Genomic DNA, 26283 nt, shown 5'->3' with positions numbered 1-26283 from the left:
ACAGTGACCGGCAAAACCAACAAACAACGCATCGCAGCGATACTCGCAGGCGTTAGCGTCGCCGCAGGCATCGTCGTGGCCCCACACGCGGATGCGGCCATTACCCCAGGCAGCTTCGCCATCGGCGTCAACCGCGACTCCAACGTCGGCAACTTCCGCGTCGACGTGAACAAAGCGCGCGTGTCCTGGATGTACTTCAATCACCCAGAAAGCACCACGCGCCTGCTGCAGAACGCCTTCTACATCGACGGCGCCGTCAACGGCTCGCCCATGAGCTACGTCGGCAACGCCACCGAAGTCGTCGAAGCGAAGCCCGTCGGGAACACCGACCGCGTCGTGCTGCGCCACACCGACCCCAACTCGGGCGTCGAGATGACCCGCACGTTCGTCGTCGGCGACGACTCCATCCAAGTCACCGTTGACCTGCGCAACACCACCGGCCAGGCCGCCAACATGCGCGTCGAGATGGCCAGCGGCATCATCGACCGCGACTTCCAAGTCACCGGCGTCCCCCGCGGCGACGGCTACCACGTCGACGTCAGCAACGCCTACAAAATCAACGTCGACTTCATGGGCGCCACCAGCAAGGGCAAAGGCGAACAGCGCCACGACGCCATCAACGGAGGCACAGGTGACGACGCCCACTTCGTCGCCGGCGTCTGGGAACAAGACGTACCCGCCGACGGCACGCTGCGCGCCACCACCGCCATGACCCTCGACGTCGCCCAAGGCACCATCGACACCGACGGCGACGGCTTCCCCGACGAATGGGAAGAAAACGGCTTCACCGACGAAAACGGCAACGTCTTCCCGCTCCAGAAGTGGGGCGCCGACCCCAAGAAGGTCGACCTCTTCCTCCAGCTCAACTGGATGAAGTCCGAATGGGAAACCAAGAAGTGCTCCGAGCAGCGCAAATACGCGCCAACCGAGGAAGACTTCCGCAAGTTCCTCGACTGCTCCGAAGCCAACACCAACGTGTACCGCCCGTCGCGCCAAACCCTCAACGACCTCGTTGACGCCTTCGCACAGCAGAACATCAACCTGCACATCGACGCCGGCGACTACTACAACCCAATGCGCCTCGAGCACCCACAAGGCGGCCCGACCGAAGACTTCACCCCGTACTACTTCGAAGGCAAAGTCCCCGGTATCAAGATGCTCGAGGACCGCGACCGCCTCCTCAACGGACGCCAGACCGTGTTCCGCGTCGGCGTCATCGGCGACCAACAAACCCGTACCAACTTCTCCTCAGGCAACGCACTGATCGGGGACGGCGCTTTCTACGTCGCAAAGAACCGCATGATGACCTCGCAGGACCAGCTGCGCAACACCATCCTGCACGAGTTCGGCCACAACCTCGGCCTGACCCACTCCGGGCCACTCGCCGACACCAGCCGCCCAATCTCTGACTACGTGCCCGGCTACCTCTCAGTCATGAACTACCTCTACCAGTTCACTGACTTCCGCTACTCCAACGAGCGCTCTCGTCCGACGGGCAAGCTGCCGAAGGCATGCCAGACCGTCCAGTGCTACACCGGCGACTACGACATCGACCCCGACTGGCCAAACCTCGCCTTCATCGGCGGCCAAATCGGCCGCGCCAACGGCACCACCGGCACCCCCGGCCACGACGACCACGAACACGCCGACGACGAACCAACCGTCCGCGAACTCGAGGTCTACTCCGCCGAATTCAACAACGGCAAGGCCGGCCTGCGCGTGCGCAACGAGGAGCGCGCTGGCAACATCATCATCGCCAACCGCACCGACTCCAAGATCGCCTTGGAGCTGTCCAACCTGGGCATCGACATCCACAAGTTCCGCCTCCAGGCCACCTACCCAGGAGGCCGCTACGAGCAGGAATACACCATCGAAGGCGCCCTCAGTGACGAGTCCAAACTGCCCATCAGCGTCCCGATCACCAACACCGCCGGCTACACCGGCTCCACCATGCCGATCACATTCCGGGTGTTTAACCAGGACAACGATATTGTTGCCGACGAAACCATCGAGTTCTCCGCCCTCAACTACAACGGCGAAGACACCGCGAAGCTCATACGGGAACTTCGCAAGAAGAAGTCCGACCTGCTCAAGCGGGCAGAGCAGACCGTGGGCAAGGCGAAAGGCGGTGCCGGGCCACGCCCAACCAAGCCGCTGGCAACCCAGGCCAACGCCGTCATCCCGACCCGCGCCGGCCAAGCACCAGTGACCTCACTGAACGCCGCGCCGAGCGGAACCTACGACGCCCCGGCTCCCGCGCGCCCTGCCAAGCCGACCACTCGCCCAACCGCCCACCCTGCGCCTTCGACTGCGCAGCAGCAGAACCCAGGCAAGGGTGGGGAAACGGGTGGCCTGTCCGGCGGTGCCATCGCCGGCATCGTTGTCGGCCTGCTGGCGCTGCTCGGTATTGTGGCCGCAGCCGTCGGCCTAGGCGGCTTCTAAGCTCGCTGATTGGGTTTGTACCAAATTCCCCCAGGTCCAGATTGTGACCTGGGGGAATTTCTTTGGGGTAGGGGAAATTGAGGAATTTGGTGTCGGGCCGGGTGGGATGCGAACCAAATTCCCTCCCGAGAAACCCGCGACCTGGGGAAACACAAAACCTGCCCGCCGAAATCCTGGAATGTGGTGCGCCTTGCTAGGAGGCGGTGCCAAGGGACGCAACTCGAATTGGACCAGATGTTCAAACGTGCTGGTAGTAAAAGGACAAGATAAAAGGCGAATGCGTCTTTTGGCACCGGCGCCTCAGGCGGAGACACCAAATTCCCTCCCGGGAAACCTACGAACTGGGAAAACGTAAAACCTGCCCGCCGAAATCCTGGAATGTGGTGCCAGGTAGAGACGGAAAAGCAATGACCCCAGCGATTTGCAACTTAATGCAGGGATCGTCCTGGGGCCTTCGTTGGTCGAGGCTATCGGATTCGAAGGAGTAAGTCAATGGAGTGACACTAACGCCAATATCGTTTGGTATATATACTTCGCGCTATGACTGTACGAGAGAACCAGCCGATCTGTCAGAACCCGGAAGTCTCCGCTTCGCTCGCTGACCTAGAGTGTTGGTTCTCGGTTCCGCGTATGGAGACCTTTTCGGGCCAGAAAAATCCTGTCGACTTATACCTTTGGAATGCACAACTGGCCAAAGCATTCCTTGAAGACATTGAGCATTTTGAAGTACTGCTGCGCAATTGGATTGATCGATGTGTTGTTAAAGCTTGGGGGGGAGAGGTGGTATGGCAATATAAACTCTTCGTCGAATCCCGCTGGGCTGAACTTTAATAGCATTGACAAGCGGGGGTATAGCAAAGGCTAAAAGGCGTGCGGGAGAAGTGGATCCGCCTCCGGGGCGGGTGATTGTAGAGTTGGCACTCGATTTCTGGGTTCACATTTTTGATAACCGACATAGTGCGACTATCCACCCGAAGCTTATCTCGGCCATTAAACATCGTCATTCTATTGAAGAGTTTGTAAGCGAGATACAGATTGTTTATCGGTTGAGGAACCGGTGTGCCCATCACGAGCCCCTAGTCAAGGCGGATCGCGAGGTGGAGCTTGAAAATGTTGATCGCGCGTTGCGTGCAATTGAAAATGTGACCAGCTGGATAAGTCCTGATGCGGGTAGGTGGATAATGGGAAATTCTCGGGTGAGAGGGGTGTACGCTCGACGCCCCTAGTGGGGTGCGCACCAAATTCCCTCCCGAGAAACCCACGACCTGGGGAAACGCAAAACCTGCCCGCCGAAATCCCGGAATGTGGTGCAGGGCCGAGTGAGGCGCGCACCAAATTCACTCCCGAGAAACCAACGACCTGGGCAAACGTAAAACCCGCCCGCCGAAACCCTGGAATGTGGTGCGCGCAGCACCCGAAAGCCTAGAAACCCAAGCAAACCCTAGAACCACGTCACGGGACGGATCTTGTTGGCCATGTCCACGAGGTCGAAGCGGTGTTGGAGGTAGGGCGCCACTCTGGCCAGGGCGCGCAGGGTCCTGGCGAGTTCGTTTTGTAGCTCGTGGGCGGTGAACCTCGTGTCCAGGATGGGGGAGGGGTCGGGTTGGTGGCCGTCGAGGGTGTAGGTGAGGGCGGCGCGGAGGATGAAGACTTTGATTTGGAGGTAGCGGGGTTCGGTGTTGGGGATGCGTTGGAGGCGAAGGGCGGCCTCGCGGATGCGGTCCTCGGTGGGGTCGGTGACCAGGCGGAGGATGGAGGTGAGTTGGGCGAGGCGGTTGTGTCGGGAAGCGACGGGGACGCGGTCCAGGGCTGCGGCGGCAAGCTCGGGTTGGTTTTCGTGCATGAGTTGGCGGGCCAGTCCGAAGGCGGAGGAGACGGTGGTGGGGTTGGTGCTCCAGACCAGGGCGTAGAGGCGGATGGCGTGGAAGCGCAGCATGGCGGGGTTGGTGGTGACCATGGACCAGTCGGGGTCGAGGGAGCCGGTTTCGTGGAGGTGCTCGAAGACGGTGTTGGGGAGTTCGTCGAGGTGGCGGTTCATGCCGGCGGCGCCGCGGGCGACGCGGGGTTCCAACAGCGCGGTGTCGTGGAGGTCGGCGGATTGGAGGAGGAGTTCGGCGACGGCGGCAAGCGCCAGTTTGGTGGCGGATTCGCCGGGCAGGATTTGCAGGACGCGGGAGAAGGCGACCTGGGCGTCGGTGTATTTGCTGGTCAGTAGGTTGGTGATGCCGGTGTACCAGTGGTAGCGCCAATTCTTCCGCAGGCCCTCGTCAAGTGAGTCGAGCCAGGTGCGCGCTTGGGTGGTGAAGCCGAGGTCGAGGAGGGTGCGGGCGACGGCGAAGGGGATTTCGATGGAGTCGGGGTGGCGGTCCTCGGCGAGGGCTTGGCGCAGGGCGGCAAGGGTTTCGGAGGGCTCGGAGTAGGTGGTGCTCTGCAGGGTGGCGGCGCCGGGGTCGGTGGCGTCGACAAGTGGGACGGGCAGGGCGATGTTGACTTCCTGGGGCGTGATGGTGACGGTGCGGGTGATGCCGTCGATAAGTTGGTCGGTGCGGAAGACGACGTGCTTGGTGCCGAACGTGCGGCGCTGCGGGGAGAAGAGTGAGTGTTGGGCGGGGAAGGTGCGGCCGTCGCGGATGGCGAGCACTTCGCGCAGGACGCCGAGGAGTTGGGCTTCGAGTTGGGTGACGGAGTCGAAACGGTCGTCACGGTTGGGGGCGCAGCAGCGGGCGATGAGTCGGTAGAGGGAGATGTAGCGGCGGAAGAGGGGTTCGGTGGTGGGGGTGGGGATGTCGGCGTCGTGTGGGAGGTCGATGATGAGGGCGGCGAGGGTGCGGCCGATGGTGTAGATGTCGGATTGGACGGAGGGGCCGTCGGCAGCTACTTCGGGTGCTTGGTAGCCCTTGGTGCCGTAGATGAAGCCGTAGGAGCCGATGCCGGAGACCGCGCCGAGGTCGATGAGTTTGACCTGGTCTTCGGTGACGATGATGTTGTCGGGCTTCAGGTCGTTGTACACGACGCCGCGCGAGTGCAGGTAGTCCAGCGCGGGCAGCACTTCGAGGATGTAGGCGATCGCGATGTCCACCTCGCACCTGCTTATCGACGGCCCACCTACGTACTCCATGACGATGAACCCGCCGGGCACGCGCGGGTCGTCGATGAAGTTGAAAATCTTCACGATGCCGGGGTGGGTGATGTCGGCGAGGAACTCGCGCTCGGCGACGGCGGCGGCCTCCTCGTCCTTGTTGCGGGCCGAGTGCAGCCCCTTGAGCACGACGTTTCGCCCGGAGACGAAGTGGTCGGTGGCCAAATAGATCCAGCCCATGCCTCCGTGTGCGATGGTGCCGAGCACCTCGTACTGTTCGGCGACCAGGTCGCCGGGCTTCAGCGCCGGGGCGGGGACGCCTTCGAAGGTAGAGGGGTCCCGAAGGGCGTCGGTGGGGTTGATGGGGTGGACCCAGGGCAGTTCGACCATGCCGTCGGCAACCGTGCGGGTTTCGCGCTTCGTGCCGCGCAGCTCGCGGAAACGGTCGAGTGCGCGGCGCCGCGAGCGTTGCGAGGTATCCTCCTGCCGCTTCTCCTGACGCAGCGCCTCGAGGTCCTCGAGGAGGGCGGACATGGAGTCGTCGTACTCGAAGAGGTCGTCGTCATCGTCGTCGTCGGCGAAGGGGTCGAAGGCGACGGCCTCGGTGCCTGGGTCATTCGTGCTCATTGGGTTCCTCCCGGTACATCAGCGGTGGGGGGTAGGGGTCTGTGGTGGAGTCGGAGAGCCACTCCTGGAACATGCGGTGCCAGGTGCCGTCGGAGCGGATGCGCTCGATGGTCGCGTTGACCTGCCGCACTACTGAGTCGTGCTCAAGCGGGATGCCGACGGCGTAGTACTGGGTGGCCAACGCGTCGGGCAGGATGTCGGTGTGCGGGTCCTGGGCGAGCATGCCGGCGAGGATGGCGTCGTCGGCGATGATGGCGTCGGCCTGGAACTGCTGGGTGGCCATGAGGCAGTCGGACCAGGAGCGGGTGCGCAGCACCGGGGAGTGCGGAGCGAGGGTGCGCACGATGTTGAGCAGCGTCGTGCGGTCGACGACGCACACGGTGCGCTCGGGCAGGTCGTCCATGCTCGCGATACCGCGATCGATCGGGGCCAGCACCCTGACCTGGGACTTCAGGTAGGGGGTGGAGAACGCCACCTTGGAGGCGCGCTCCGGGGTAATGGACATCGTCCTGATCACAATGTCCACGCGCCCCTCCCGGAGCAGCTCCGCGCGCGAGGCCGAGTCCACGAAGCGGAAGTCCACCGCCTCGGGGTCGTCGAAAAGGTCGCGGGCGATCTCCCGGGCCAGCTCCACCTCGAATCCGCGAAGCTGCCCGCGCACCATATCGCGGTAGGACAGCAGGTACTGGGACTGCTCCACACCCACGATGAGCCGACCGCGCTCCCGGATCTGTTCCAGGGCGGGGTCATCTTCCGGGGCGGATGGGCGCGGGCGCAGCGAGCCCTCCCAGTCCAGGCCGTGCGGCACAAACTCGATCGACGGCTGCTTGCCCGCCCCGTCCAGCAGTGCGCCGGGCGGCAACGGGATCGCCTCGTGCGCCGTGGACGCCGCCCCCGTCGGTAAGTCTTCCAGTGCGGACCGCGGCGCACACCCCACAGTGCCCGCCGCCACCGCGAGCGCCACCAACAACGAGCCAGCTCTGCGCATCATACGTACTCCCTGAATCGCCGCTGCGCCCCGAACCACATGCTGATGACCGCCAGCAGCGACAGCAGCGCGACCACCGTCGACACCAGCCTTGTCGCGTCCAGGGAGGTGTGGATGTAGTTGCGCATCTCGGCGCGCGCCGACTCAATCAACTCCACCATGTTCGCGTCCAGTTCCGTGTACGCGGTGGATGCGCTCGGGTGGTACGCACTATCGACCATCAGCACGTCGACGGCGCGCTCAAACCGGCCGGCATCGAGCGTCGAGACGAGTTCGCCATGCGCCTGCGACCACTGCTCCAGCGCCCTTCTTGCCGACGCCACCTCCGGCGCATCCGACGCCGTATCCAACGCCGCGCTCACCCCCTGGTACGTGGACTCGAAGGACTCCGCCGACTCCGCAACGGACTGTCGGCGAAGCAGCGCCATCGTCTCGTCGGTGCGGGTCTCCTGGGCGCGGAGGCGGGCGTCGGTAAGCTGGCGCAGCGGCGCCGCGGCCTGCTCAAACCCGATGACGCCCGAGCGCCACGAAATGAAGTTCGAGCCCGCAACCCACGCCAGCGCCACCACCATCGCCGCCGTCGCCGCCACGAAGCCCTTATTCCAACGGCGGCGGAACGTGCGCCACAGCCACCACTGCGCCCCCGCCAGCAGCAACAGCGCCGCCACCAGACCCGAAAGCGGCACCCACTGCGGCGCGTTGAGGCGCACCATCTCCACCGCCACCTGGCGCTGCGTCAGCGCAAACAGCGTGTTCGCCGAGGTAATCATCCGCTCACGCATCATGCCGGACGCCTCCGACATATAGGACACGCCCACCGGGTTGCCCAGGCGCTGGTTCACCTTCGCGCGCTCCATGAACGCCACGTACAGCGGCAGGTCGCGTTGGATGGAGCGCACCAGGTTCTGGATTCGCTCCTGGTCCTCCGGCCGCGTCAGCTCCGAGGCACCCTCGTAGATGTCGCTCGCCGCGATCACCGCCTGATCTATCGACGCCAAGTACGCCTTCACCTCATCCGGCGTCATCAACCCTGCCTGCACGAAGCCCGTCGTGGCCACCGTGTCCGCCTGCGACAGCGACGTGAGCAGCACGTGCGCGTAGTGGTTCATCGGCTCCGTGGTCTGCACCAAGACGTCGAGCGCGTGCTGGCGCTTACTCATCGACTGGCTCTGCGCGAACCCAATCGCGCCCACCGCCACCGTCAACACCAGCATCATCGCCAGCATCTTGCCCGGCGTGGTGATCACGAAGTCCGCCAGGCGCCGCGCCGCGCGAATCGGCCCACTCGACGCGCGCTGCTGCGGATGCAGCGCAAGATCATCCAACCAGGCGTCGCTGGGAGGTGGCGTCGTGACAGTCATTCCTCAACCATAACCACCGGGCCCGACCTATTTCTAGGAAACGACCTACAGTGGAACACATGCAAGGAGACGGCAACGGATGGGTCGAAGGGCCCAACGGACAGAAAATGTGGGGCAAACACGGCGCCGCGGGGCTCTTCCTGCAGGCCACGCACGGCGGCGAGCCGGTCGTGCTCATGCAACACCGCGCCCCTTGGACCGCCCAAGGCGACACGTGGGGCATCCCCGGCGGCGCCCGCGACTCACACGAAACGGCCTCCCAAGCAGCGCTCAGGGAAACAGCAGAAGAATGCGGCATCGATGGGGGCGAAGTGGACGTCGATAAGGAGCTCGTCACCTCCGGCCCCGCACCCAGTGGCTGGACCTACACCACCGTGCTCGCGCGCGTGCGCTCCGGCGAGCCACTCGAGACCACCGCCAACGAAGAAAGCGTTGAGCTGCGTTGGGTTCCCCTGAAAAAACTCGAAGAACTCGCCCTACACCCGGGGCTGCGTGCCGCGCTGCCGGACATTCTCAGGCATACTGTTTCGCATGATTGAAGTCCAAAACCTGTCAAAGGTCTACGGCCCCGTCCGCGCCGTCGACGACGTGAGTTTCCGCGTCAAACCCGGCATCGTCACCGGGTTCCTCGGCCCCAACGGCGCAGGCAAATCCACCACCATGCGTATGATCGTCGGCCTGGATAAGCCCACGTCAGGCAGCTGTCTTATCGACGGCACCAGCTACCGCAACCTCAAGCGCCCCGCCCAAAAAGTCGGCGCGCTCCTCGACGCCAAAGGTGTACACCCCAACCGCTCCGCCCGCGCGACGCTCCTGTGGCAGGCGCAAGCATCCGGCATCCCCGCCTCCCGCGTCGACGAAGTCCTCTCCCTCGTCGGGCTGACCGACGTGGCGGGCAAGAAGGTCGGCGGGTTCTCCCTCGGCATGGGGCAGCGCCTCGGCATCGCCGCGGCCCTGCTCGGCGACCCCGAATACCTCATCCTCGACGAACCCGTCAACGGCCTCGACCCCGAAGGCATCCGCTGGGTCCGCTCCCTGCTGCGCGCGCTCGCCCAGGAAGGCCGCACCATCCTGGTGTCCTCTCACCTCCTCGCCGAGATGGCGCAGACCGCCGACCACCTCATCGTGATCGGCAAGGGCAAACTCGTCGCCGACACCTCCGTCCACGACTTCATCAAGGCCCACTCCGGCTCCCGCGTTGTGGTGCGTGCCGCTGATGATGGGCTTTCTCGTTTGCAGGTGGCCGTGGAGGCAGGCGCGCCGGGCGCCAGCATCAGCCCAGGCACCGACGCCGACGGCCGACCCAACCTCACCATTAACGACGCCACCCCCGAAACCATCGGGCGCATCGCCTTCGAAGCCGGCGTCATCCTCACCGAACTCAGCGAACACCACGCCTCCCTCGAGGACGCCTACATCCAATCCACCGAAGGCACCGAACAGTTCGCATCCCGCACAGTCCAGGAGGGCAAGTAACCATGAACCTCATACTTTCCGAGTGGACCAAACTCCGCAGCACCCGCTCCTTCTGGTGGACCAGCGCCGCCATGATCATCGTCGCCGGCATCTACGGCGCACTCTTCGGCTGGCTGGCCAACACCTCCGGCATGCCCTACACACCCCTGACCGTCGTCTCGACCGTCTCCATGACCATCGGGATCGTCGTCATCGTGCAAGCCGCCATGACCGTCACCACCGAATACCGATTCGGCATCCCCGCCACCAACTTCCGACTCACACCGCAGCGCTGGCAAGTCGCCCTGGCCAAAGTCGTAGTGGGCGTCGTCGGCGTTGTGGTTGCGACGCTGCTAGCCGTGGTCGTGGCGTTCATCCTCGCCGACCTCACCACCGCCGTCCCCGCAGGCTGGACCACAAATAGCGCCACCCAGCGCGCCCTGTGGGCAGTACCCCTCGGCATGGCGCTGCTCACCCTGTTCACCCAGGGCGTCGGCTGGATCGTCCGCAACACGTCCGCCGCCATCGTGATCGGCCTGTCCATGATGCTCCTCCTGGAGACCATCGTCGGCTTCATCCCCAAATACGGCCAAGACGTTGCCAAGTTCCTGCCCTTCAACAACCTCATCGCCTTCATGATGAACCAACCCACCCAACACTGGGAGCTCGGCGCCTCCCTCGGCATCTTCGCCGTGTGGGCCGTGGCGTTGTGGGTGATCGGCGTGCTGTTGACGGAGGCGCGGGACGCGTAGCTTGATAGCAGTGCCAGAAGACGCAATCTCCTAAGAGTACCCCATTAAAACCGCTGGTTATAAAAGGGCTATATTTATAGGCTTGCGTCTTTTGGCACTGTTCACATTCGGTCAAGTAATTCTTCCATCCGGGGGACCACCTCATGGAACGTGGCGGCGGCGAACCTGACCACGGTCCAGCCCTCCAACGCCAGATCCAAGTTGATTCGGGCATCCTTCTGACGCTGGTCATACTCCCAATGGTGCTGGCCGTCATACATGATCCCGATTTTGAGCGGTTCGATGGCGAAGTCGAACGTCGTTACGAGGCGGCGGCCCCTATATACAGGGACTTGCTCACTCAGCTTCAGTCGGCGTTGCTTTGTTACGGCGTGGAGTAGCAGGCGCAGCTCGGTTTCGCGCGGCGAGTCGGCGAGCTTGCTGGAAAGCTTGAGTACCTTGTTGAGCCATCGCTTCTCCACGCGCCAGTCCGCTGCTTGGCGCAGCGAAGATGTTGAAACGTTGAGGTGCCTGCGAACGCAATCCACCAGCTGCACTGCCCGTACTTGGAGGGGGTCGAGCCCCTCGGGCGTGATGACGGCAGGAGAGTGCTCTCCGCTTTTTAGCATCTGGATCGCCTGAATCGTGGCGTACGCGGGGGCCGCTGCGTAGATCGTGTGTCCGAAGTGGTGCACTGTTGTGAGTGCGATACCGTCGGCTCCCCGGCGTTTGAGTCCGGGCGTTGTTGGGGTAGGGGAGCGGGTCTTACTGGTCGGGCCGATGAATGTGACGGGGGCTGCGTCTGTAAGGTAGGGCAACCTGTAAAGGGTGAGAGCTGAGTAGCCGCTGGCGATGTGGGTCGGCCACTGTTGTGCGTAGTCGAGGATCATCTGTAGTGCCTCCGGTTGCGGTGTTTGTCTGTAATTCATATTTGTTTAGACGCATTGGATGGGCGCCTGGTTTCCTTGTTCTTCCACAATTTCTGTTTACAGTGCCAAAGGACGCAACCAATAAGCTCTAGCACTTTTGTGACCAGGTGTTATGGCGGTGTCTGTTTTGGGAATTGCGTCTCTTGGCACTGGGCAGATTTGGTGGGGAACTTTCTTGACCCACAAACCACACCCGCCACATGAGAAAACATTTAGAAAGTTGCGGAGGTTTAGGCAAAACGAATAATGGGGACTACCCTGGGAGTGTCATTGGCTTTTGCTGCAGAAAGGATTCGTTGTGGCGAATAATCGCGGCCGGGCAGCAGGTGAGGCTCGCCGGGCGGGTTCGCGTGTGCGGACCCGGTTGCGGAGGGGTGTGGTTGTTGCGGCGGCGGCGTTGATCGTGACGCCGTTGGTGCAGGTTGCAGGGCCAACAGAGCTGCAGGTGCAGGCAAATGCGCAGGCGCAGGGCCCGGCGCTGGCCGAGACGAATCCAATCAAATACAAGCTGTTGGAGGTCAGGCCCGGGAAGCTGGGCCGCAGTGAGCTGGAGTCGGGAGACCTGGCGACGATATCCAGGGTGGAGAAGCTTTATAAAAAGATTGGTTTTTCAGGAGTGGCGTGGAGGCCTTCGCCCACCAGCGGCGCTGATGCTCCGCGTCGCTACCAGGTGAGCGTGTGGGCCCCGGAGACTGGGGTAATCGCCGGGGTTTATGACAGAGAGGTGCTGTCGGGGAAGGACTCCATTTATAAGTGGAATCCTCAGAAGTTTTTGGATGACCAGTCGAAGATCAACGAACTGGACTTCGACATTAAGTTCACGGATGGCTCGGTGCAGGAGCGCGCGGTGTTGCCGCTGCGTCTCTTGGGTCTCGACGGCCGCCTCGCCAACGATCCGGATGGGGATTTTGATGGCGATGGTGTGTCGAATGGCGAGGAGGCCAGGAAGGGGGCGAACCCGTTCGACGCCAGGGATAGGGGTGTCGCGAAGAATCCGTTGCCGAAGCTTCCGGAGACGACAACGCCGACGCCTACTTCAACTACGACGAGCGCAAAACCGCAGCCAAAGCCGTCGCCGTCGAGCATCACCTCGCAGCCGCAGCCGAAGCCGAAGCCGAGCAGCGCGCAGCAGACGAGTACTGAGGCGAAGCCGACGTCGACAAGTGTGAAGCCGACTACGACGACGCGGAAGCCATACATGGCTGAGCAGTACGACCCGTACCCGGGCGAGCTGCTGGTGCGGCTGAAGCCAGGCCAGGAGTTCCGAAGCGGGACGCCGTTCGGCAATGCTGAGGTGAAGGTGCGCTCGATTCGGTATAAGGGCGAGCAGAACGGCAGGAAGTCGCCGGCGCTGGACCACGCGCTTGTTGACGCCTCCGACGGCAACCGTTTCGTTGTGAAGGCGAAAGGCCTGGAGGCGTTCGCGGAGGCCTACGAGCAGGAGTTTGGGAACTCGAAGCCGGAGTTTGAGCGGGTTTCGAAGTGGTTCATGAACACCTTCATCACGCATGCGCGCGTGGAGGTGGACTACCCGGATAACTCGTCTGATGCGAAGGATTTCTTGATCGGGTTTGTTGGCGAGGACGAGCGTGTGTTCTCCATCCCAGCCGCGGACTTCGACGGCGATGGTGTGAGCAACGAGGACGAAGTGAGCTTGGGGACGAACCCCTTCTCGCCGGACAGTACTCCTCATGAGAAGCCGAAGTTCGCGATTACCTCGAAGAGCGTAAAGCCTGGCGAGGTGTACGAGTTCGTGCCGTCGGCGAAGTTGGACCCGAATACCAAGTTCCTGGGTGCGGAGGGCTACCAGGTGTCGCTGACGCCGGATGGCAACGTGCGTGTTGTCGGCAGTAGTGACAAGTGGAATCACAAGTTCTCCTTCAAGGTGTGGGACCCGCTGTACGAAGAGCTGGCGACGCTTCACGTCGAGTCTGATTTCTCGGAGGATTGGACGCCGATCAACGTGAAGGCGGGGACGACGCTTGAGACGAACGTGATGAGCCCGGATGAAATCGCGAGCGGCATGGAGATCGTCTCGACGAAGGATGAGCTGAAAGCCGGTGGGGTGCCGGATTGGGTCTCCATCGGTAGGGACGGCGAGGTGTTCTTGAAGCCGCCGCGCTCCGAGGGCGGATCGAAGGGTGAGCGCAGGTACTGGGTACGGCTCTCCACCGGCGAGCAGCGCGTGATTAAGGTCAACGTGCTCGACCCAACCCCGTACGCCGAAGGGTACAAGCTGCAGTACCCGGACGTGTTCGTCCGCCTGGGCGAAGAGACCCGCAGCCACGCGCCGCTGGCGACCCTGACGCAGGGCGCCGAGGTGTTCTTCAACCAGCCGATCCCGGAAGAGGCGCAGGTCTCCTACTCGATCGAGGGCGAAACTGACGCGAGCGTCGTTGAGCGGGAGGGCACCGCCGAGGACGGCGAGCAGCCAGGCATGGTCACGTTCAAGGCCACTGGCGACGACCTGGAGGCCGGTGACGTCGTGCAAGTGATGGTAAAGGCCAGCTTTAGCGACGGCTCCACCCAGCACGTCCCCGTTTACTTCAACATCCTGCCGCGCCAGATCGCGGGCAGCTACAACCACGCCTATGAAACTGGCCGCGAGGTGCTGCCGGGGACGCCGATCGTCCTGCATAGGACGGATGTTCGCAACGTGCCGGAGGGCACCGACTTCGTGTTCTTCGAGGACGCCGAGGGCAACAAGAACCTCAATGGGTGGAAGGTGTCCGTGAACCGTGACACCGGCAACCTGGTCGTGCGTGCGCCGGAAAATGGTGCCCGGCCGCTGGACGCGGTGGTGACGGTGTCCTACCCGGACGGCAGTTCCACCGATGTGCCATTCCACGTCGGGGTGAAGCACAGCAAACCGGACGCGGAGACATTCACGCCGAGGTACGCGCCGGAAACGCTGACCGGCGGCACCCGCACGTCCTACGAGATGCTGACCCCGGTGCCGGAAAACACCACGTTCTCGATTGAGGAGAACGCTGGGTTGGATGTGAGCGTCGATACGAAGACGGGCCGCATCACCGCCGTGCTACCGAAAGACGCGCCGGGCGGCGCCAAGTACAACGTGCGCGTGCGTGTGAAGTACCCCGATGGCTCCGAGGAGACTATCGACGCCGAGCTGCGCAAGAAGGCCATCGCCGACGAAGAGCGCCCGCGCTGGAGCGACATCTACGTCAACGCCGGCGACTTGGCTTCCACACCGCAGGGCCAGCGCGTCCCGCCTGAGACCACCTTTGGTATCGACGCCAGCTTCGCCGCCAAGGGGTGGCAGGTGCACGTCGATAAGTATTCGGGCAGGTTGCAGGTGCTGCCGGACGCGTCGGTGAAGCCGAAGTCGAAGGTTGAGGTGCCGGTTGTGGTGACCTACCAGGACGGCTCGCAGCGCACCGTGAAGGTGCCGGCGTACGTGCGTGAGCCGCGCCAGACCGCTGCGCCGACACCATCGACAGAAGCACCCACGTCCACGCCGACACCGACCCCGAGTACCCCGGCGCCAACGCCGGAGCCGGACCCAGCCCCCGAGACTGGGAGTTCGGCAGCGGGGTGGATTACTGTAATTCTCGGTGCACTTGGGTTCCTGGTAGGCGCCGGTTTGCTCGCGCTGCAGGAAGTCCCAGTTGTTCAGTCGAATCTCAGACACCTTATGCGTGACCTGGGCTTGAGGAGGTAAAAGGATGCGTTTTCACAAGACAGTGATTGCAGGTGCAGTGACGCTCGCGCTCGGCATGGGCGCAGTGTCGGCCGTGCCTGCGACGGCGTCCCCCGTCAATTCAGATGATGATGCCATCCAGACCCAGCTCCACATCCGGAAGAGCTACCACGAGGCAACCCTGACCTACATGAACCCGAAGTCGGTTGCGGGCAAGTTGGAGAACCAGGTCGGTGTGATCGGCTGGGCCGATGGGCGCGTGGTGGCGCCGATCGCGAAGAGTACGACTGAGAGCTCCCCCGAGGACGGCGTCACGGTGCTGGAGCACACCGACCCGCGACGCGAAGTCACCATGAAGCGCACCTTTACCGTCAAAGGCGACGAGATCAACGTGGTCACCGAGCTGACCAACAACGCCGGAACCGCCCGTGAGCTGGCGATCCGCATGTACAACCACGCCAAGCCAATGAAGGGCACCATGACCGCCGCGCAGTTTGGGGACAGCCTGCGCGGGGAGGACAAGTCCGCCTACCGAGTCGACGCGAACTTCCCGGGTGCGACGGCACTTGCCACCGCTCAGGATCCGGCGACTCTCCCAGAGTGGAACGCGGGCTCTGACAACAAAAACATGGAACGTGGTGAAGTCCTCAGCGGCACCTGGGTCCAGACCGTCGAGCCTGGCGCGACGATGAAGGCCGAGATGACGGTCAAGATCGAAACGCAGCTGGGGGCGCTGGACTCGGATGGTGACGGCCTGCTAGACATCTGGGAAATGCAGGGTGCGAATGTAAATGGCGTCGATATGCCGTTGCACCGCTGGGGCGCCAACCCGTATGAGAAAGACATCTTCCTCCAGATGAACTGGATGAAGTCCGAGTGGGAAACCGAGGGCTGCCAGGAAGCGGCGCGCTTCGCCGTCAACCCCGAAGGCTTCGCCCGCTACGACGCCTGCTCAAAGATGAACACGAACGTCTACCGCCCGTCCGGCCTGATCCTGGACCAGCTGGTGAAGAAGTTCGCCGCACACGGCTACAACCTGCACATCGACGCAGGTAAGGGTTACTCCAAGAACTTCGAAGCCCGCGACGACGAATACCGCGGCGGGCCGATCCTTGACTACAAGGACCACTACTTCAACTCGCCCGAAACGTCCGGCTCGGAGCTGATCACCACGTCGGTGGACCTGCTCAAAGAGCGCGAAGGCATCTTCCGCTCCGGTGTCATCGGCGACCTTATGGACGCCCCCTCCGCCAACGGCTCCATCAACTACGCCACCGGCCGCGCACTGATCGGCGGCACGAGCTTCTACGTGTCCAAGAACGCCCGCATGGGCGCCGAGGACAAAGTACGCAACACCATCATGCACGAGCTCGGTCACAACCTGGGCCTGAACCACAACGGCATGTTGTGGGTCGACGGCAAGCGCCAATCCGTCTACGAATGGACCAAGTACGGAGACTGGCTCAGCGATCGCCCATCCGCCATGAACTACGCCTACCAGTTCGTCACCTTCGACTACCAGGAGGAAGACAAGAGCGGCAACCAGGAGGCCCCGCACCCAGGCTGCGCCGGCGCCCCCGACTGCTACGTCGGCGAATGGTCAGTCCCGTCCGAGTGGAAGAACCTCAACGTCAAGGCCGGCGGCATCGGTGATGTCTCCGTCAAGCCCGCCGAGTCCGACTCCGAGTCGGACAAGGACGCCGAGAAGCGCCGCGGCATCGAACGCGACGCCCGCGAACTCGACGCCGCCGCTGCCCTCAAGAACGACGGCAAGGCCGACTTCTACATGGCCGACGAGAACAGCATCGCCACCGTGCGCACCGACAACAAGGTTGTGGGCACCATTGGCAACCGCGGCTACCACGACCATGAGTTCACCGTGCGCGCCTTCTACGGCAAGGAACTTTCCCGCATCTCCCCAGTCCAGACCATCAAGGTCAAGGGCATCGGCGACGCCAAGGAAGCCGGGCCGCAGTCCCGCAAGGAAATCCAGATCCCAATCCCGGACACGCAGCGCCTGTACGGCTCCTACGTGCCGGTCTACATCCAGATCGAAAACGAGTCCGGCGAAATCGTCTTCAGCGAGCTTTTCGACATCAGCCTCCTCGACTACACCGAGGACGAGCTGCGCCAAGTCAGCACCCAGCTCGGTGACTCCGTGCTGGGCCAGCGGGCATCCGCACTGCTCTCCCAAGGTAAGCTCGGCGACTTCCAGGACACCAACCGCCGCAACCTCGCGGACACCAAGGAACTGAAGCAACCTAAGCGGCCATCGACGCCACCAACCACGTCAGCGAAGCCGTCGCCTTCAGCGGCCCCGAGCACCGCGGCGCCAGCTGACCCAACCACGCAGGACGCCAAAGCCACCGACGACAAGGGCGGCGTCGACGAGAAGACCCGCAACACGATCCTGATCGTTGTCGGCGTGCTGCTCGGCATCCTGGGCCTGGGCGGCGCGGCCGCCGCCGTGATGGCGAACAAGTAGGTCGCTTATTCGCCCGACGCACCAAATTCCTTGGTTTCTGGCTAGGGTCCCGGCGTTTTCCCAGGTCGCTGGTCAGTTGTGACGGAATTTGGTGCGCCTGGCTGTGGGGCAGTGCCAAAGGACGCAACCAGTTTTCCGTGACCTGGGCTTTTGCCGGGTTTTTCGGATGTGGTTGCGTCCTTTGGCACTGCCAGTGAACTACTGCAGCGCCGAGGTCAGCTTCATCACGTTGTCGATGTAGCGGCGGTACCACGGCCGCGTGTTCCAGCGCTCCAGCGTCAGCTCGCGGGTCACCGACAAGTACGTGGTGGCGAGTTGGTTGAGGTTGCGGAGGAGGGGGCCGTCGCAAATTAAGAGTGAGCTTTCGTAGTTGAGTGAGAAACTACGAATGTCCATGTTGGAGGACCCAAGCACGCCGACGGCGGCGCCGGGCTCCTTCGAGGTGGGGTCGACGAGCAGGAACTTGGTGTGCAGGACGTAGGGGGCGGGGAACTCCCAGATGCGCACACCGGCCTCGAGGAGTTGTTGGTAGTAGGAGGACTGGGCGTGCTGCACCATGAACTGGTCTGCCTTCTGGCCAACGAGCAGGTCCACGCGCACGCCGCGGTAGCAGGCGGTGGTGATGGCCTCCAGCAGTGAGTCCTCGGGGACGAAGTAGGGGGAGCACAGCACCAGGTGTTCTTTGGCGTGGTGGATGAGGGTGTTAAACATCCGCAGGTTCGGTTCGGCCTGGTAGCCGGGCCCTGATGGGATGAGCTGGACCAGGTTCGCGTCTGCGGGGGCGCCAAGGTCCAAGGGGGCGGTCAGCTCGATGGGTTCGCCGGATTCGGAGTACCAGTCCACGGCGAACAGCGCCTCGATGGAGGTGACAATGGGCCCTTGGAGTTCCACGAAGGCGTCGACCCATTGGCGTCCGGCGGCGCGGTGTTGGCGGGTGAGGTAGGTGCGGTCGATGAGGTTCATGGAGCCCATCATGGCGGTGTGGCCGTCGATAATGATGAGTTTGCGGTGGTTGCGCAGATCCGGGCGGCGGAAGCGGCCCTTGAGCAGGCTCAGCGGCAACATGAGGTGCCAGTGGATGCCGGCCTTCGTCAGGCGCCGTTTGAGCGCGCGGAAGCCGGGGTATTTCATGGAGCCGATGTGGTCGAAGAGGAGGCGGACGTGGACGCCGCGGGCCACGGCACGCTCCAACGCCTCAAACACAATGGCGGTGGTGTTGTCCCAGGCCACCGCGTAAATCTCGATGTCGACGTATGCTTCCGCCTTATCGACGAGCTCCGCAATCCGCACCATCGTCTTCTCGTAATCCGCCCACATGGCGACCGCGCTGCCGTGCACGGCGGGGAAGCCGGTCAGGGTGCGGTTCAGCGTGATCATCGAGGTCACTTCTGGGTTCGCCTGCTGACCGGCGGGAATGTCGGGGATGTCGGAGTAGACGTCGTTGAGGACGGCGTTCGCTTCCTTCTGGATGCGGTGGCGCCGCTGCGAGACGTACTTGGACCCCATCAGCAGGTACAGCGGCAGGCCCACGAACGGGAGCAGCAGAATGAGTAGCAGCCAAGCGTTCGCGCTCGACGGCTTGCGGTTCGACGGCACCACGCCAATCATGACGAACTTGATGGCGTAGTCGATGCCCATGGCGATGAGCTGCCACAGGGAGAGGCCACTGAACAGAGACAACATGGCTACCGCACCTGGTCGAGTGCGAGGTCGGCGGTGTCGTAATCAGCGATGACGGGCGCGTGATCCGATGCGCCCTTGCCGTCGCGCTCCGCCACGTCCACCCGAGCCTGTTGCAGGCGGCGGGCGAGAGGGGGCGTCGCTAAGTGGAAGTCGATGAGCATGCCTTCGTTCTTGGGGAAGCGCATGGACTTGTAGTCCCAGAACGAGTAGGGGTCCGCGTGGCGGATCTCCTCCAAGCCGGACTCCAGCAGCATCTGGAACGCGGCGCGCTCCGGCTCCGTGACGTGTGTCTTGCCCTCAAACCAGGCGATGTCCCACACGTCCTCGTCGCGCGGCGCAATGTTGAAATCGCCCGTGAACAGCTGCAACGTTTGCGGGTCCACGGTCTCGCGCAGGGAGTAGAGGAACTCGAGTTTGTAGTCGTAGTGTGGGTCGCCGATCTCGCGCCCGTTCGGCACGTACAAGCTCCAGATATCGACGCCCCCACAGCTCGCCCCAACCGCCCGGGCCTCCACAACCGGATCTCCCTTCTTCGCGAACGCCGGTTGGCGCTCAAAGTGTGTCCGCACGTTCTCCAGCCCCACCCGCGACGCGATGGCCACACCATTCCACTGGTCGTAGCCCACGTGTGCGACCTCGTAGCCCGCCGCCTCGAACGTTGAGTAGGGGAACGTGGCGTCCTTCGTCTTCGTTTCCTGCATGGCCAACACGTCGACGTCGTTGCGGTCGAGGAAAGCGGCGATCCTCTCCGCCCGCGTACGTACAGAGTTCACGTTCCAAGTGGCGATGCGCATGCCAATACCCTAGCGCAGACGCAGGACACGCCGCCGATGGTGGTCATCGTCCACGATCTCCTCCGGGCCGACCTCCCACAGCTCCGGGTGTCGCGCCGCGTGCTTCTCCGCCGCCTTGCCGATGCGCTCCGGCACCAACAGGCGCACTGGGAGGGAGTGGGCGTCGTAAAAATCTTTGAGCTCGGTGAGTGGCAGCGGTGCGAGTGCCGCCGACGGGCCCAACGGCACTGCCGTATTATCCTGCGGGTTCGCGGCGCCCGCGCGGGCCAGCCACCCCTCGACCCACTCCTGCACCGGTGCCGGGTTCGCCTCCGCGAGCTCCACCTCTTTTCGACGAATCTCCGAATTCCGAACCGTCTTCGGCGCCAGCGAACGCACCGCCACCGGTTCCGTGATCGTCACCTCGCGCCCATCGCGGCGGCGCACCCGCAGCGGGTCCAACCCCACGACCTCCCCGATCGCCTCATTGACCCCGGACTCCGTGCGGTAGCGAACCGTCACCCTGCCCCCGACAGCGGGCGCTTCTTGGCGGAACATCTTGCTGTTAGTGCCTTAGTGCCCGAACGGGTCTTCGTCCGTGCCCGGCAGCCACGTGTTGCCCGGCTCCGTCCACCCGTTCGCCTTGATCGCGCGCTTCGCCTCGCGCTTGTAGCGGCCGGTGAGCACGTCCGTGTACACGAAGCCGTCCAGGTGGCCGACCTCATGCTGCAGACACCGCGCGAAGAACCCAGTGCCCTCGACCTCAATCTCGTTGCCGTTTTCATCCAGGCCCGTGACCTTGGCCCAGTCCGCGCGGCCGGTGGGGAAGCCCTCGCCCGGAACGGACAGGCAGCCTTCGTCGTCCTCGCCGTCGTCGCGAGGCATGGTCTTCGGGATCTCGCTGGTCTCCAGCACCGGGTTGATCACGGTGCCGCGGCGCATCGTGTCGCCGTCAGGGCAGTGGTACACGAACAGGCGCAGCGGCACACCAATCTGGTTCGCGGCCAGGCCCACGCCGTTGGCGGCGTCCATGGTTTCGTGCATGTCTGCAATGAGTTCCTGCAGCTCCTCGACCGGTTGCTCCACAGGCTTCGTCGGGTTGTGCAGGACAGGGTCGCCATAAATAACGATCGGTCGAATGGTCATGGCTACCATAATAGGCATGCCTGAGCAGCTTTCAGATTCGGACCGCGCCATCCTCACCTTCGAGGCCCACGCCCCGCGCGCCATCGGCGCCAAAGAAGAGGCCATCACCACCCAGCTCGGGCTCACACCGGTTCGCTATTACCAAAAACTCAACCTCCTTCTCGACGACCCCTCCGCCCTTTCCGAATTCCCACAACTCGTACGCCGCCTGCAGCGCCTCCGCGACCGGTGATCGTTTTCCGCTCGCTCTGGCCCCTCGTGCTTTGAAAAAGTTCCCGCGCCCGGGAACCATTTTGCGTTTGGGACCGGCTCCGGTCGACCAACGCTTTCGTTTCTCCAGGTCGCGACGTTTGTTTACGAAGATTGTTCCCCGACCCGGCGTGATCGCGCACCAGATTCCGGGTTTTCCCCTAGCGACCTGGGATTTTCCAAACGTGCCCGCCAAAAACCAGGAATCTGGTGCGCGTCCCTCCCACTCAGACACCACATTCCTGTTTTTCGGCAAGCGGATCTGCGAAAGTCCAGGTCGCATAATTCCATGCAGGAATTTGGTGCGCACCCGGCCCGCTCCTCGCCCCAAACTGCTCGTAGCGTGCGCTTAGAAGCGTGCGATGCAGGTCGCGCATTTGCACCCAGCCCGGTCGATTTCCGGCGACCAGCGTCGCACTCCTTAAACACCTCGACCGGAACGAAAGCGACAGGAGAGAGCACTGTATGTAGCGCTCAACTTGCGGCCGACACGGGCTCGCAACCGCCAGGTTTGATACCTTTTTCGCTCGTAGCGTGCGCTTAGAAGCGTGCGATGCAGGTCGCGCATTTTCACCCAGCCCGGTCGATTTTCGGCGACCAGCGTCGCACTCCTTAAACACCTCGACCGGAATGTACTGACGGTTGGCGAAACCGGGAACGCGGTGCGCGTGGGAAGGTGTAAACGTGTGCAAAAACGTTTAGAGTGGCGCATGTGACTAATGTGAATCCTGAGAACGAGTACCAGGGCGCCCACCGCCGCGCCGAAGAGGACGACTACGACCAAAACTACGAAGCGGCGCCGGCGGCGGCGTTCCCGAAGCGGGGCGTCGCGATGATCCTGCTGGCCGTCGCGGCACTTCTGCTGCTGTGGGGCATCTACGCCATGAACAAGGGCGACGGAAACCAGGAGGCAGCCGCGCCGGGCACCACCGAAGCCACGACCGCCCAAGCAACCCAAGCCACCCAGGCAACAACCGCGATCTCGGCGCCGGCGAGCCCGTCAGAGCAAGCCACCGAAGAGCAAAAACCCACCGAGCAGGAAAAGCCAGCTGAGCAGACACAGCCAGCCGAGCAGCCAGCGCCAGCCCCCGCCGGTCTGGCTCGCGAGCAGGCGCAGGTGTACGTCTACAACAACTCCGGCATCCCGGATCTGGCGAACCGCACCGCCGGTGACCTCGCCGCCCAGTACAACGTGGCGAACCGCTCCAACGATGCCGCCGCGATGAACATGCCGGAGCAGACCTACGGCGCGTTCCCACAAACCTTCGTGTTCTTCAACCCGAACACCCCGGGCGCGGACGCCATCGCTGCAGAGTTGGCGCAGCGCATCGGCGGTACGCCTCGGGCGACGACGGATGTGCCGGCGAATACGAGTTTGCCGCGAGAGGCCGTCGAGAAGCCGGAGGCGATCACTGTCGTCCTCGCGGGAGAATAAAACCCCCGCGCGGGCCCAGCGCAGCGTTTAGACTGGCTACTTATGGATCCATACCGCGAGTTCGCCCGTTCCCCCGAGCCAACACTGGGAGTGGAGTGGGAGATCTGTGTCGTTGATAAGGAGACGCGGGACCTGGTACCCCGCGCCCCCGAAATTATCGACGCCATCTCCGCCACCAACCCCAACGTGCACCTCGAGCGGGAGTTCCTCCAAAACACGGTCGAGCTGGTGACGCCGGTATGTAAGAACACGAAAGAGGCCGTCGACAAGCTGGCGGAGAGCTTGGCCGTCGTGCGCGCTGAAGCTGACGCCCGCGACCTCGACCTGTGGGCCAGCGGTGGCCACCCATTTTCCGACTTCCGCGAGCAAACCCTCAGCCCCAAAATTTCCTACAAGGAAATGATCAACCGTACTCAGTACTGGGGTCAGCAAATGCTGCTGTGGGGAATTCACTGCCACGTCGGCATCAGTCACGAAGACCGCGTCTGGCCAATCATCAACGCGGTGATGACGCACTACCCGCACCTGCTCGCCATCTCCGCATCCAGCCCAGGCTGGGACGGGCTGGACACCGGGTACGCCTCCAACCGCACCATGCTCTACCAGCAGCTTCCCACCGCCGGGATGCCGTACCAGTTCCAGAGCTGGGCCGAATGGGTCCAATTCATGGACGACCAGCGCACTTCCGGCGTGATCAACCACACCGGCTCCATGCACTTCGACGTCCGCCCCGCCGCCAAGTGGGGCACCATCGAAGTCCGCATCAGCGACGCCACCTCCAACCTGCGCGAACTCGCCGCGGTCGTCGCGCTCACGCACTGCTTGGTCGTCTACTACGACCAGCTTCTCGACGCCGGCGAAGCCCTCCCAACGCTCCAGCCCTGGCACGTCGCCGAAAACAAGTGGCGCGGGGCCCGCTACGGCCTCGACGCCCTAGTAATCACCAGCCGCGACACCGACGAACGCTGGCTCCGCGACGAACTCGTTACCTTGGTGGACACCCTGCAGCCTGTGGCTGCGCAGCTTGGGTGCACGCGCGAGCTGAACCTGGTGCTGGAGATCATGCAGCGCGGCGCCGGCTACCAGCGGCAACGCCGCATCTACGAGATGACCGGCTCTTGGCATGACGTTGTCGCCGCGACCTGCGCGGAGATGCAGGAGATGACCTGGGGGTAGCTTGTTTGGGCCTAGTGCACCACATTCCCGCGGGGAGGTTGCGCGACCTGGGGGAATGCGTTGGGGTCTTCGCGGAATCCAGGAATGTGGTGTGCGTGCCAGCTGGGGTGACACCAAAATCCTGGATTTCTGCAGAGCGGGCTGGAATAAGCCCAGGTGGTTGGAAGCTCGTGAGGGAATGTGGTGCGCGTAGGGGCTGGTTGATGCTTGATGGGGTAGGGTTGGCGTCGATAAGTGTTGAGAGGGGAACAGCATGGCAAACGTGAATGATGTGGCGAGATACATTTTGGAGCGTCAGGGGGAAAGCCTGAGTACCATGAAGCTGCAAAAACTCGTTTACTACGCACAGGCTTGGAGCTTGGTCTGGGACGAGAAGCCGCTGTTTAACTCCCGTTTCGAGGCCTGGGCGAACGGCCCAGTGTGCCGTGAACTATACAACCAACACCGTGGGCACTTCACCGCAACTCCCGAAATGTTTCCCGGCGATGCTCACCGGCTCACAAACGATGAGCGGGAGACGATCGACACTGTGCTCGACGCATACGGACATCTCACTGGCCAACAGTTGAGCGACCTCGCGCATGGCGAGCGGCCGTGGCGGGAAGCCCGTGAAGGCGTTGCAGTGGGGGCACCTTCCACACATGAGGTGAGTCAGGAAGTCATGCAGGATTTCTACAGTTCGATGCAGTCGGCGTCTGCGGTCTAGTTCGCGTGGGTGGGGGAAAGCGTAGTCGGAAGAAGCTTGCGCGTCAGCAAAACAACTTCGGGGGTAAGCGTGTTCCGCACTTGTCGCCGGTGGCAAGCGATAAAAGTGTGCCCAGTGAGGCGACACAAAGTGCCTGGCGGGAAATGCCTGTTCGGTGGACAGTCGCTGAATTGGACATCCCTCCCAGTGAAATCTGGTGCCGATGGTCGCTGGAGGCCAAAGAGACGAAAGAGCTCTTGACATTTTTGGAGAGCGTTTCACGGAAGACATGGAAAGAGTGCCTTGCTGAGACCGTCATGTCCGGCCGGAAGAAACGACCCCGAAACCATGACCAACACGTTTCGACCCTAAGTGTCGACGCCCAAAAGCGCATCCAAGCGCTGCCCTCTGCGGAGGAGTGCGTGTTTCGATTCCGCCTATCTGGCGAGACCCGATTATGGGGCTTCCGATCCGGTGACCTATTCCGGGTATTGTGGTACGACCCTCACCATGCCGTTTGCCCTGTAGAGAAGCAAAGTACCTAGTGGGTCTGGACCTTGAGCACCACATTCCCACGAGGGGTGCGCGCGACCAGGGGAAACACCTTGGGGCGTTCGCGGAATCCAGGAATGTGGTGCGCGCGACTCGCGCGGGAGCGCCAAAAACCTACTTCTTGGTGGGGTCGACGCGCTTGGGGTGGTAGGCGGCGGGTCGGTCGTTGCGGCTGAGGGAGTCGGGGTTGCCGTAGAGGCCTTCGCGGCGGGCGACGCGGCCGAGGCGCTGCGCGGTGACGGGGTTGGTCATCAGGGCGAAGATGAGCAGGATGAGGATGACACCGATGTCGTGAAGTTCGTGGGTGCCGACAGCCTCGCCGGTGCCGGCGGCCCCTCCGGCCTGCCCATTCGAGAGTCGAATAATCGTGCCGATGATCATGAGGACCAGCCCCGTGGTTTGGGGCTTCGTGATGGCATGGATGCGCGCCATGGTGGATTGGAAGCGGGCGGTGCCGATGGCGGCGGAGAACACCATGAATGCGCCGGGGAGGATGAAGACGAGGGAGGCGGTGTCGAGGAAGAATGCGAGTGTCATTGGTGGGTCCTTCCTAAGAGTTGTCGCGTTTGCGGAAGCGGGCGACGGACAGGGAGGCGATGAAGCCGAGGAGCGCGATCACCATCATGACGTTGACGACGGTGGTGTCGAGCGTCCAGCAGATGTAGAGGGCCAGCATGCATTGGAGTGATGCGGTGATGGCGTCGTTGCCGAGGACGCGGTCCATGGAGTCGGGGCCGACGATGACTCGCCAGGCCAGCACGAGGAAGCCGATGGCGAGGAAGATGCCGGCGACGATGAGGAATGCGTTGTATACCTGGGGGTTCAT

At 63.1% G+C, this 26283-nt stretch carries 21 protein-coding genes; 11 read left to right on the top strand and 10 right to left on the bottom strand.

Annotation, left to right across the window (positions count from 1 at the left end):
- Positions 1–3 precede the first annotated feature (3 nt).
- Positions 4–2442 carry a hypothetical protein gene (locus tag QP752_RS09135; protein ID WP_284805313.1) on the top strand — a complete coding sequence of 813 codons (2439 nt, stop codon included), beginning with the start codon at positions 4–6 and terminating at the stop codon, positions 2440–2442.
- 540 nt (positions 2443–2982) lie between these two features.
- Positions 2983–3273, top strand: a complete 291-nt coding sequence (locus tag QP752_RS09130) for a hypothetical protein (RefSeq protein ID WP_145945225.1) — start codon at positions 2983–2985, stop codon at positions 3271–3273.
- 610 nt (positions 3274–3883) lie between these two features.
- Here the strand turns inward: QP752_RS09130 and QP752_RS09125 are convergent.
- The 3 genes from QP752_RS09125 to QP752_RS09115 are packed head-to-tail and all read right to left on the bottom strand — an operon-like array spanning position 3884 to position 8497.
- Positions 3884–6148: a serine/threonine protein kinase gene (locus tag QP752_RS09125; RefSeq protein WP_284805312.1), complete on the bottom strand. Its 2265-nt coding sequence runs from the start codon at positions 6146–6148 to the stop codon at positions 3884–3886.
- Positions 6135–7139, bottom strand: a complete 1005-nt coding sequence (locus QP752_RS09120) for a transporter substrate-binding domain-containing protein (protein WP_284805311.1) — start codon at positions 7137–7139, stop codon at positions 6135–6137. Before QP752_RS09120 ends, QP752_RS09125 begins: the two co-directional genes overlap by 14 nt.
- Positions 7136–8497, bottom strand: a complete 1362-nt coding sequence (locus tag QP752_RS09115) for a hypothetical protein (RefSeq protein WP_284805310.1) — start codon at positions 8495–8497, stop codon at positions 7136–7138. The genes QP752_RS09120 and QP752_RS09115 overlap by 4 nt, the downstream gene beginning before the upstream one ends.
- A gap of 59 nt (positions 8498–8556) precedes the next feature.
- Between QP752_RS09115 and QP752_RS09110 the strand changes: the two genes are divergently transcribed.
- Genes QP752_RS09110 through QP752_RS09100 form a run of 3 tightly spaced genes read left to right on the top strand, consistent with a single transcriptional unit; the run spans position 8557 to position 10704 of the window.
- Positions 8557–9036, top strand: coding sequence for an NUDIX domain-containing protein (locus QP752_RS09110; protein ID WP_256005573.1), 480 nt, complete (start codon positions 8557–8559; stop codon positions 9034–9036).
- Positions 9029–9973: an ABC transporter ATP-binding protein gene (locus QP752_RS09105; RefSeq protein ID WP_284805309.1), complete on the top strand. Its 945-nt coding sequence runs from the start codon at positions 9029–9031 to the stop codon at positions 9971–9973. Before QP752_RS09110 ends, QP752_RS09105 begins: the two co-directional genes overlap by 8 nt.
- A 2-nt stretch (positions 9974–9975) precedes the next feature.
- Positions 9976–10704 (top strand): ABC transporter permease, encoded by a 729-nt coding sequence (locus QP752_RS09100; RefSeq protein WP_071573089.1) that lies wholly within the window; start codon positions 9976–9978, stop codon positions 10702–10704.
- 101 nt (positions 10705–10805) lie between these two features.
- Here the strand turns inward: QP752_RS09100 and QP752_RS09095 are convergent, their stop codons facing one another.
- Positions 10806–11612, bottom strand: a complete 807-nt coding sequence (locus QP752_RS09095; RefSeq protein WP_284805308.1) for an endonuclease domain-containing protein — start codon at positions 11610–11612, stop codon at positions 10806–10808.
- 298 nt (positions 11613–11910) lie between these two features.
- On the opposite strand from QP752_RS09095, the gene QP752_RS09090 reads away from it, so the two are divergent.
- Together QP752_RS09090 and QP752_RS09085 are read left to right on the top strand one after the other, a co-directional pair.
- A complete protein-coding gene (locus QP752_RS09090) occupies positions 11911–15294 on the top strand; it encodes a Rib/alpha-like domain-containing protein (protein ID WP_284805307.1) in 3384 nt (1127 codons plus the stop codon).
- 4 nt (positions 15295–15298) lie between these two features.
- Complete coding sequence (locus QP752_RS09085; RefSeq protein WP_284805306.1) at positions 15299–17758, top strand: hypothetical protein; 2460 nt, start codon at positions 15299–15301, stop codon at positions 17756–17758.
- A 198-nt stretch (positions 17759–17956) separates the two neighbouring features.
- Here QP752_RS09085 and cls read toward each other — a convergent pair whose 3' ends face one another.
- Genes cls through QP752_RS09065 form a run of 4 tightly spaced genes read right to left on the bottom strand, consistent with a single transcriptional unit; the run spans position 17957 to position 21360 of the window.
- Positions 17957–19441, bottom strand: coding sequence for a cardiolipin synthase (cls, locus tag QP752_RS09080; protein ID WP_284805305.1), 1485 nt, complete (start codon positions 19439–19441; stop codon positions 17957–17959).
- Between the two features lie 2 nt (positions 19442–19443).
- Positions 19444–20235: an exodeoxyribonuclease III gene (locus tag QP752_RS09075; protein WP_284805304.1), complete on the bottom strand. Its 792-nt coding sequence runs from the start codon at positions 20233–20235 to the stop codon at positions 19444–19446.
- Positions 20236–20244: 9 nt separating this feature from the next.
- Entirely contained in the window at positions 20245–20772 is a 528-nt protein-coding gene (locus tag QP752_RS09070; RefSeq protein ID WP_284805303.1) for a hypothetical protein, read from the bottom strand.
- A gap of 15 nt (positions 20773–20787) precedes the next feature.
- Positions 20788–21360: a peptide deformylase gene (locus tag QP752_RS09065; protein WP_070363431.1), complete on the bottom strand. Its 573-nt coding sequence runs from the start codon at positions 21358–21360 to the stop codon at positions 20788–20790.
- Between the two features lie 16 nt (positions 21361–21376).
- Between QP752_RS09065 and QP752_RS09060 the strand changes: the two genes are divergently transcribed.
- The 4 genes from QP752_RS09060 to QP752_RS09045 all read left to right on the top strand — a co-directional run bounded on the left by QP752_RS09060 (position 21377) and on the right by QP752_RS09045 (position 24926).
- Complete coding sequence (locus QP752_RS09060) at positions 21377–21592, top strand: DUF3263 domain-containing protein (protein WP_070361851.1); 216 nt, start codon at positions 21377–21379, stop codon at positions 21590–21592.
- A gap of 729 nt (positions 21593–22321) precedes the next feature.
- A complete protein-coding gene (locus tag QP752_RS09055) occupies positions 22322–23044 on the top strand; it encodes a LytR C-terminal domain-containing protein (RefSeq protein ID WP_284805302.1) in 723 nt (240 codons plus the stop codon).
- 42 nt (positions 23045–23086) lie between these two features.
- Positions 23087–24220, top strand: coding sequence for a glutamate--cysteine ligase (locus QP752_RS09050; protein ID WP_284805301.1), 1134 nt, complete (start codon positions 23087–23089; stop codon positions 24218–24220).
- A 316-nt stretch (positions 24221–24536) separates the two neighbouring features.
- Positions 24537–24926 carry a Panacea domain-containing protein gene (locus QP752_RS09045; RefSeq protein WP_255365794.1) on the top strand — a complete coding sequence of 130 codons (390 nt, stop codon included), beginning with the start codon at positions 24537–24539 and terminating at the stop codon, positions 24924–24926.
- A gap of 645 nt (positions 24927–25571) precedes the next feature.
- On the opposite strand, the gene QP752_RS09040 is transcribed toward QP752_RS09045, so the two are convergent.
- A complete protein-coding gene (locus tag QP752_RS09040; RefSeq protein ID WP_284805300.1) occupies positions 25572–25994 on the bottom strand; it encodes a monovalent cation/H(+) antiporter subunit G in 423 nt (140 codons plus the stop codon).
- Between the two features lie 13 nt (positions 25995–26007).
- A complete protein-coding gene (locus QP752_RS09035) occupies positions 26008–26283 on the bottom strand; it encodes a monovalent cation/H+ antiporter complex subunit F (RefSeq protein ID WP_070478203.1) in 276 nt (91 codons plus the stop codon).

The sequence above is a fragment of the Corynebacterium sp. UMB10321 genome (genome assembly GCF_030228725.1).
GTDB classification, from domain to species: domain Bacteria; phylum Actinomycetota; class Actinomycetes; order Mycobacteriales; family Mycobacteriaceae; genus Corynebacterium; species Corynebacterium pseudogenitalium.
The sequence above is the reverse complement of the archived record's forward strand: the minus strand, read 5'-3'. Positions and strand labels throughout refer to the sequence as shown.

What these genes read in the sequence shown, in the direction of transcription:
- QP752_RS09130 (WP_145945225.1), top strand. Translation starts at nt 2,983, where the DNA reads ATGACTGTACGAGAGAACCAGCCGATCTGTCAGAACCCGGAAGTCTCC.
- QP752_RS09125 (WP_284805312.1), bottom strand. Translation starts at nt 6,148, where the DNA reads ATGAGCACGAATGACCCAGGCACCGAGGCCGTCGCCTTCGACCCCTTC.
- QP752_RS09120 (WP_284805311.1), bottom strand. Translation starts at nt 7,139, where the DNA reads ATGATGCGCAGAGCTGGCTCGTTGTTGGTGGCGCTCGCGGTGGCGGCG.
- QP752_RS09115 (WP_284805310.1), bottom strand. Translation starts at nt 8,497, where the DNA reads ATGACTGTCACGACGCCACCTCCCAGCGACGCCTGGTTGGATGATCTT.
- QP752_RS09110 (WP_256005573.1), top strand. Translation starts at nt 8,557, where the DNA reads ATGCAAGGAGACGGCAACGGATGGGTCGAAGGGCCCAACGGACAGAAA.
- QP752_RS09105 (WP_284805309.1), top strand. Translation starts at nt 9,029, where the DNA reads ATGATTGAAGTCCAAAACCTGTCAAAGGTCTACGGCCCCGTCCGCGCC.
- QP752_RS09100 (WP_071573089.1), top strand. Translation starts at nt 9,976, where the DNA reads ATGAACCTCATACTTTCCGAGTGGACCAAACTCCGCAGCACCCGCTCC.
- QP752_RS09095 (WP_284805308.1), bottom strand. Translation starts at nt 11,612, where the DNA reads ATGAATTACAGACAAACACCGCAACCGGAGGCACTACAGATGATCCTC.
- QP752_RS09085 (WP_284805306.1), top strand. Translation starts at nt 15,299, where the DNA reads ATGCGTTTTCACAAGACAGTGATTGCAGGTGCAGTGACGCTCGCGCTC.
- cls (WP_284805305.1), bottom strand. Translation starts at nt 19,441, where the DNA reads ATGTTGTCTCTGTTCAGTGGCCTCTCCCTGTGGCAGCTCATCGCCATG.
- QP752_RS09075 (WP_284805304.1), bottom strand. Translation starts at nt 20,235, where the DNA reads ATGCGCATCGCCACTTGGAACGTGAACTCTGTACGTACGCGGGCGGAG.
- QP752_RS09070 (WP_284805303.1), bottom strand. Translation starts at nt 20,772, where the DNA reads ATGTTCCGCCAAGAAGCGCCCGCTGTCGGGGGCAGGGTGACGGTTCGC.
- QP752_RS09065 (WP_070363431.1), bottom strand. Translation starts at nt 21,360, where the DNA reads ATGACCATTCGACCGATCGTTATTTATGGCGACCCTGTCCTGCACAAC.
- QP752_RS09060 (WP_070361851.1), top strand. Translation starts at nt 21,377, where the DNA reads ATGCCTGAGCAGCTTTCAGATTCGGACCGCGCCATCCTCACCTTCGAG.
- QP752_RS09050 (WP_284805301.1), top strand. Translation starts at nt 23,087, where the DNA reads ATGGATCCATACCGCGAGTTCGCCCGTTCCCCCGAGCCAACACTGGGA.
- QP752_RS09045 (WP_255365794.1), top strand. Translation starts at nt 24,537, where the DNA reads ATGAAGCTGCAAAAACTCGTTTACTACGCACAGGCTTGGAGCTTGGTC.
- QP752_RS09040 (WP_284805300.1), bottom strand. Translation starts at nt 25,994, where the DNA reads ATGACACTCGCATTCTTCCTCGACACCGCCTCCCTCGTCTTCATCCTC.
- QP752_RS09035 (WP_070478203.1), bottom strand. Translation starts at nt 26,283, where the DNA reads ATGAACCCCCAGGTATACAACGCATTCCTCATCGTCGCCGGCATCTTC.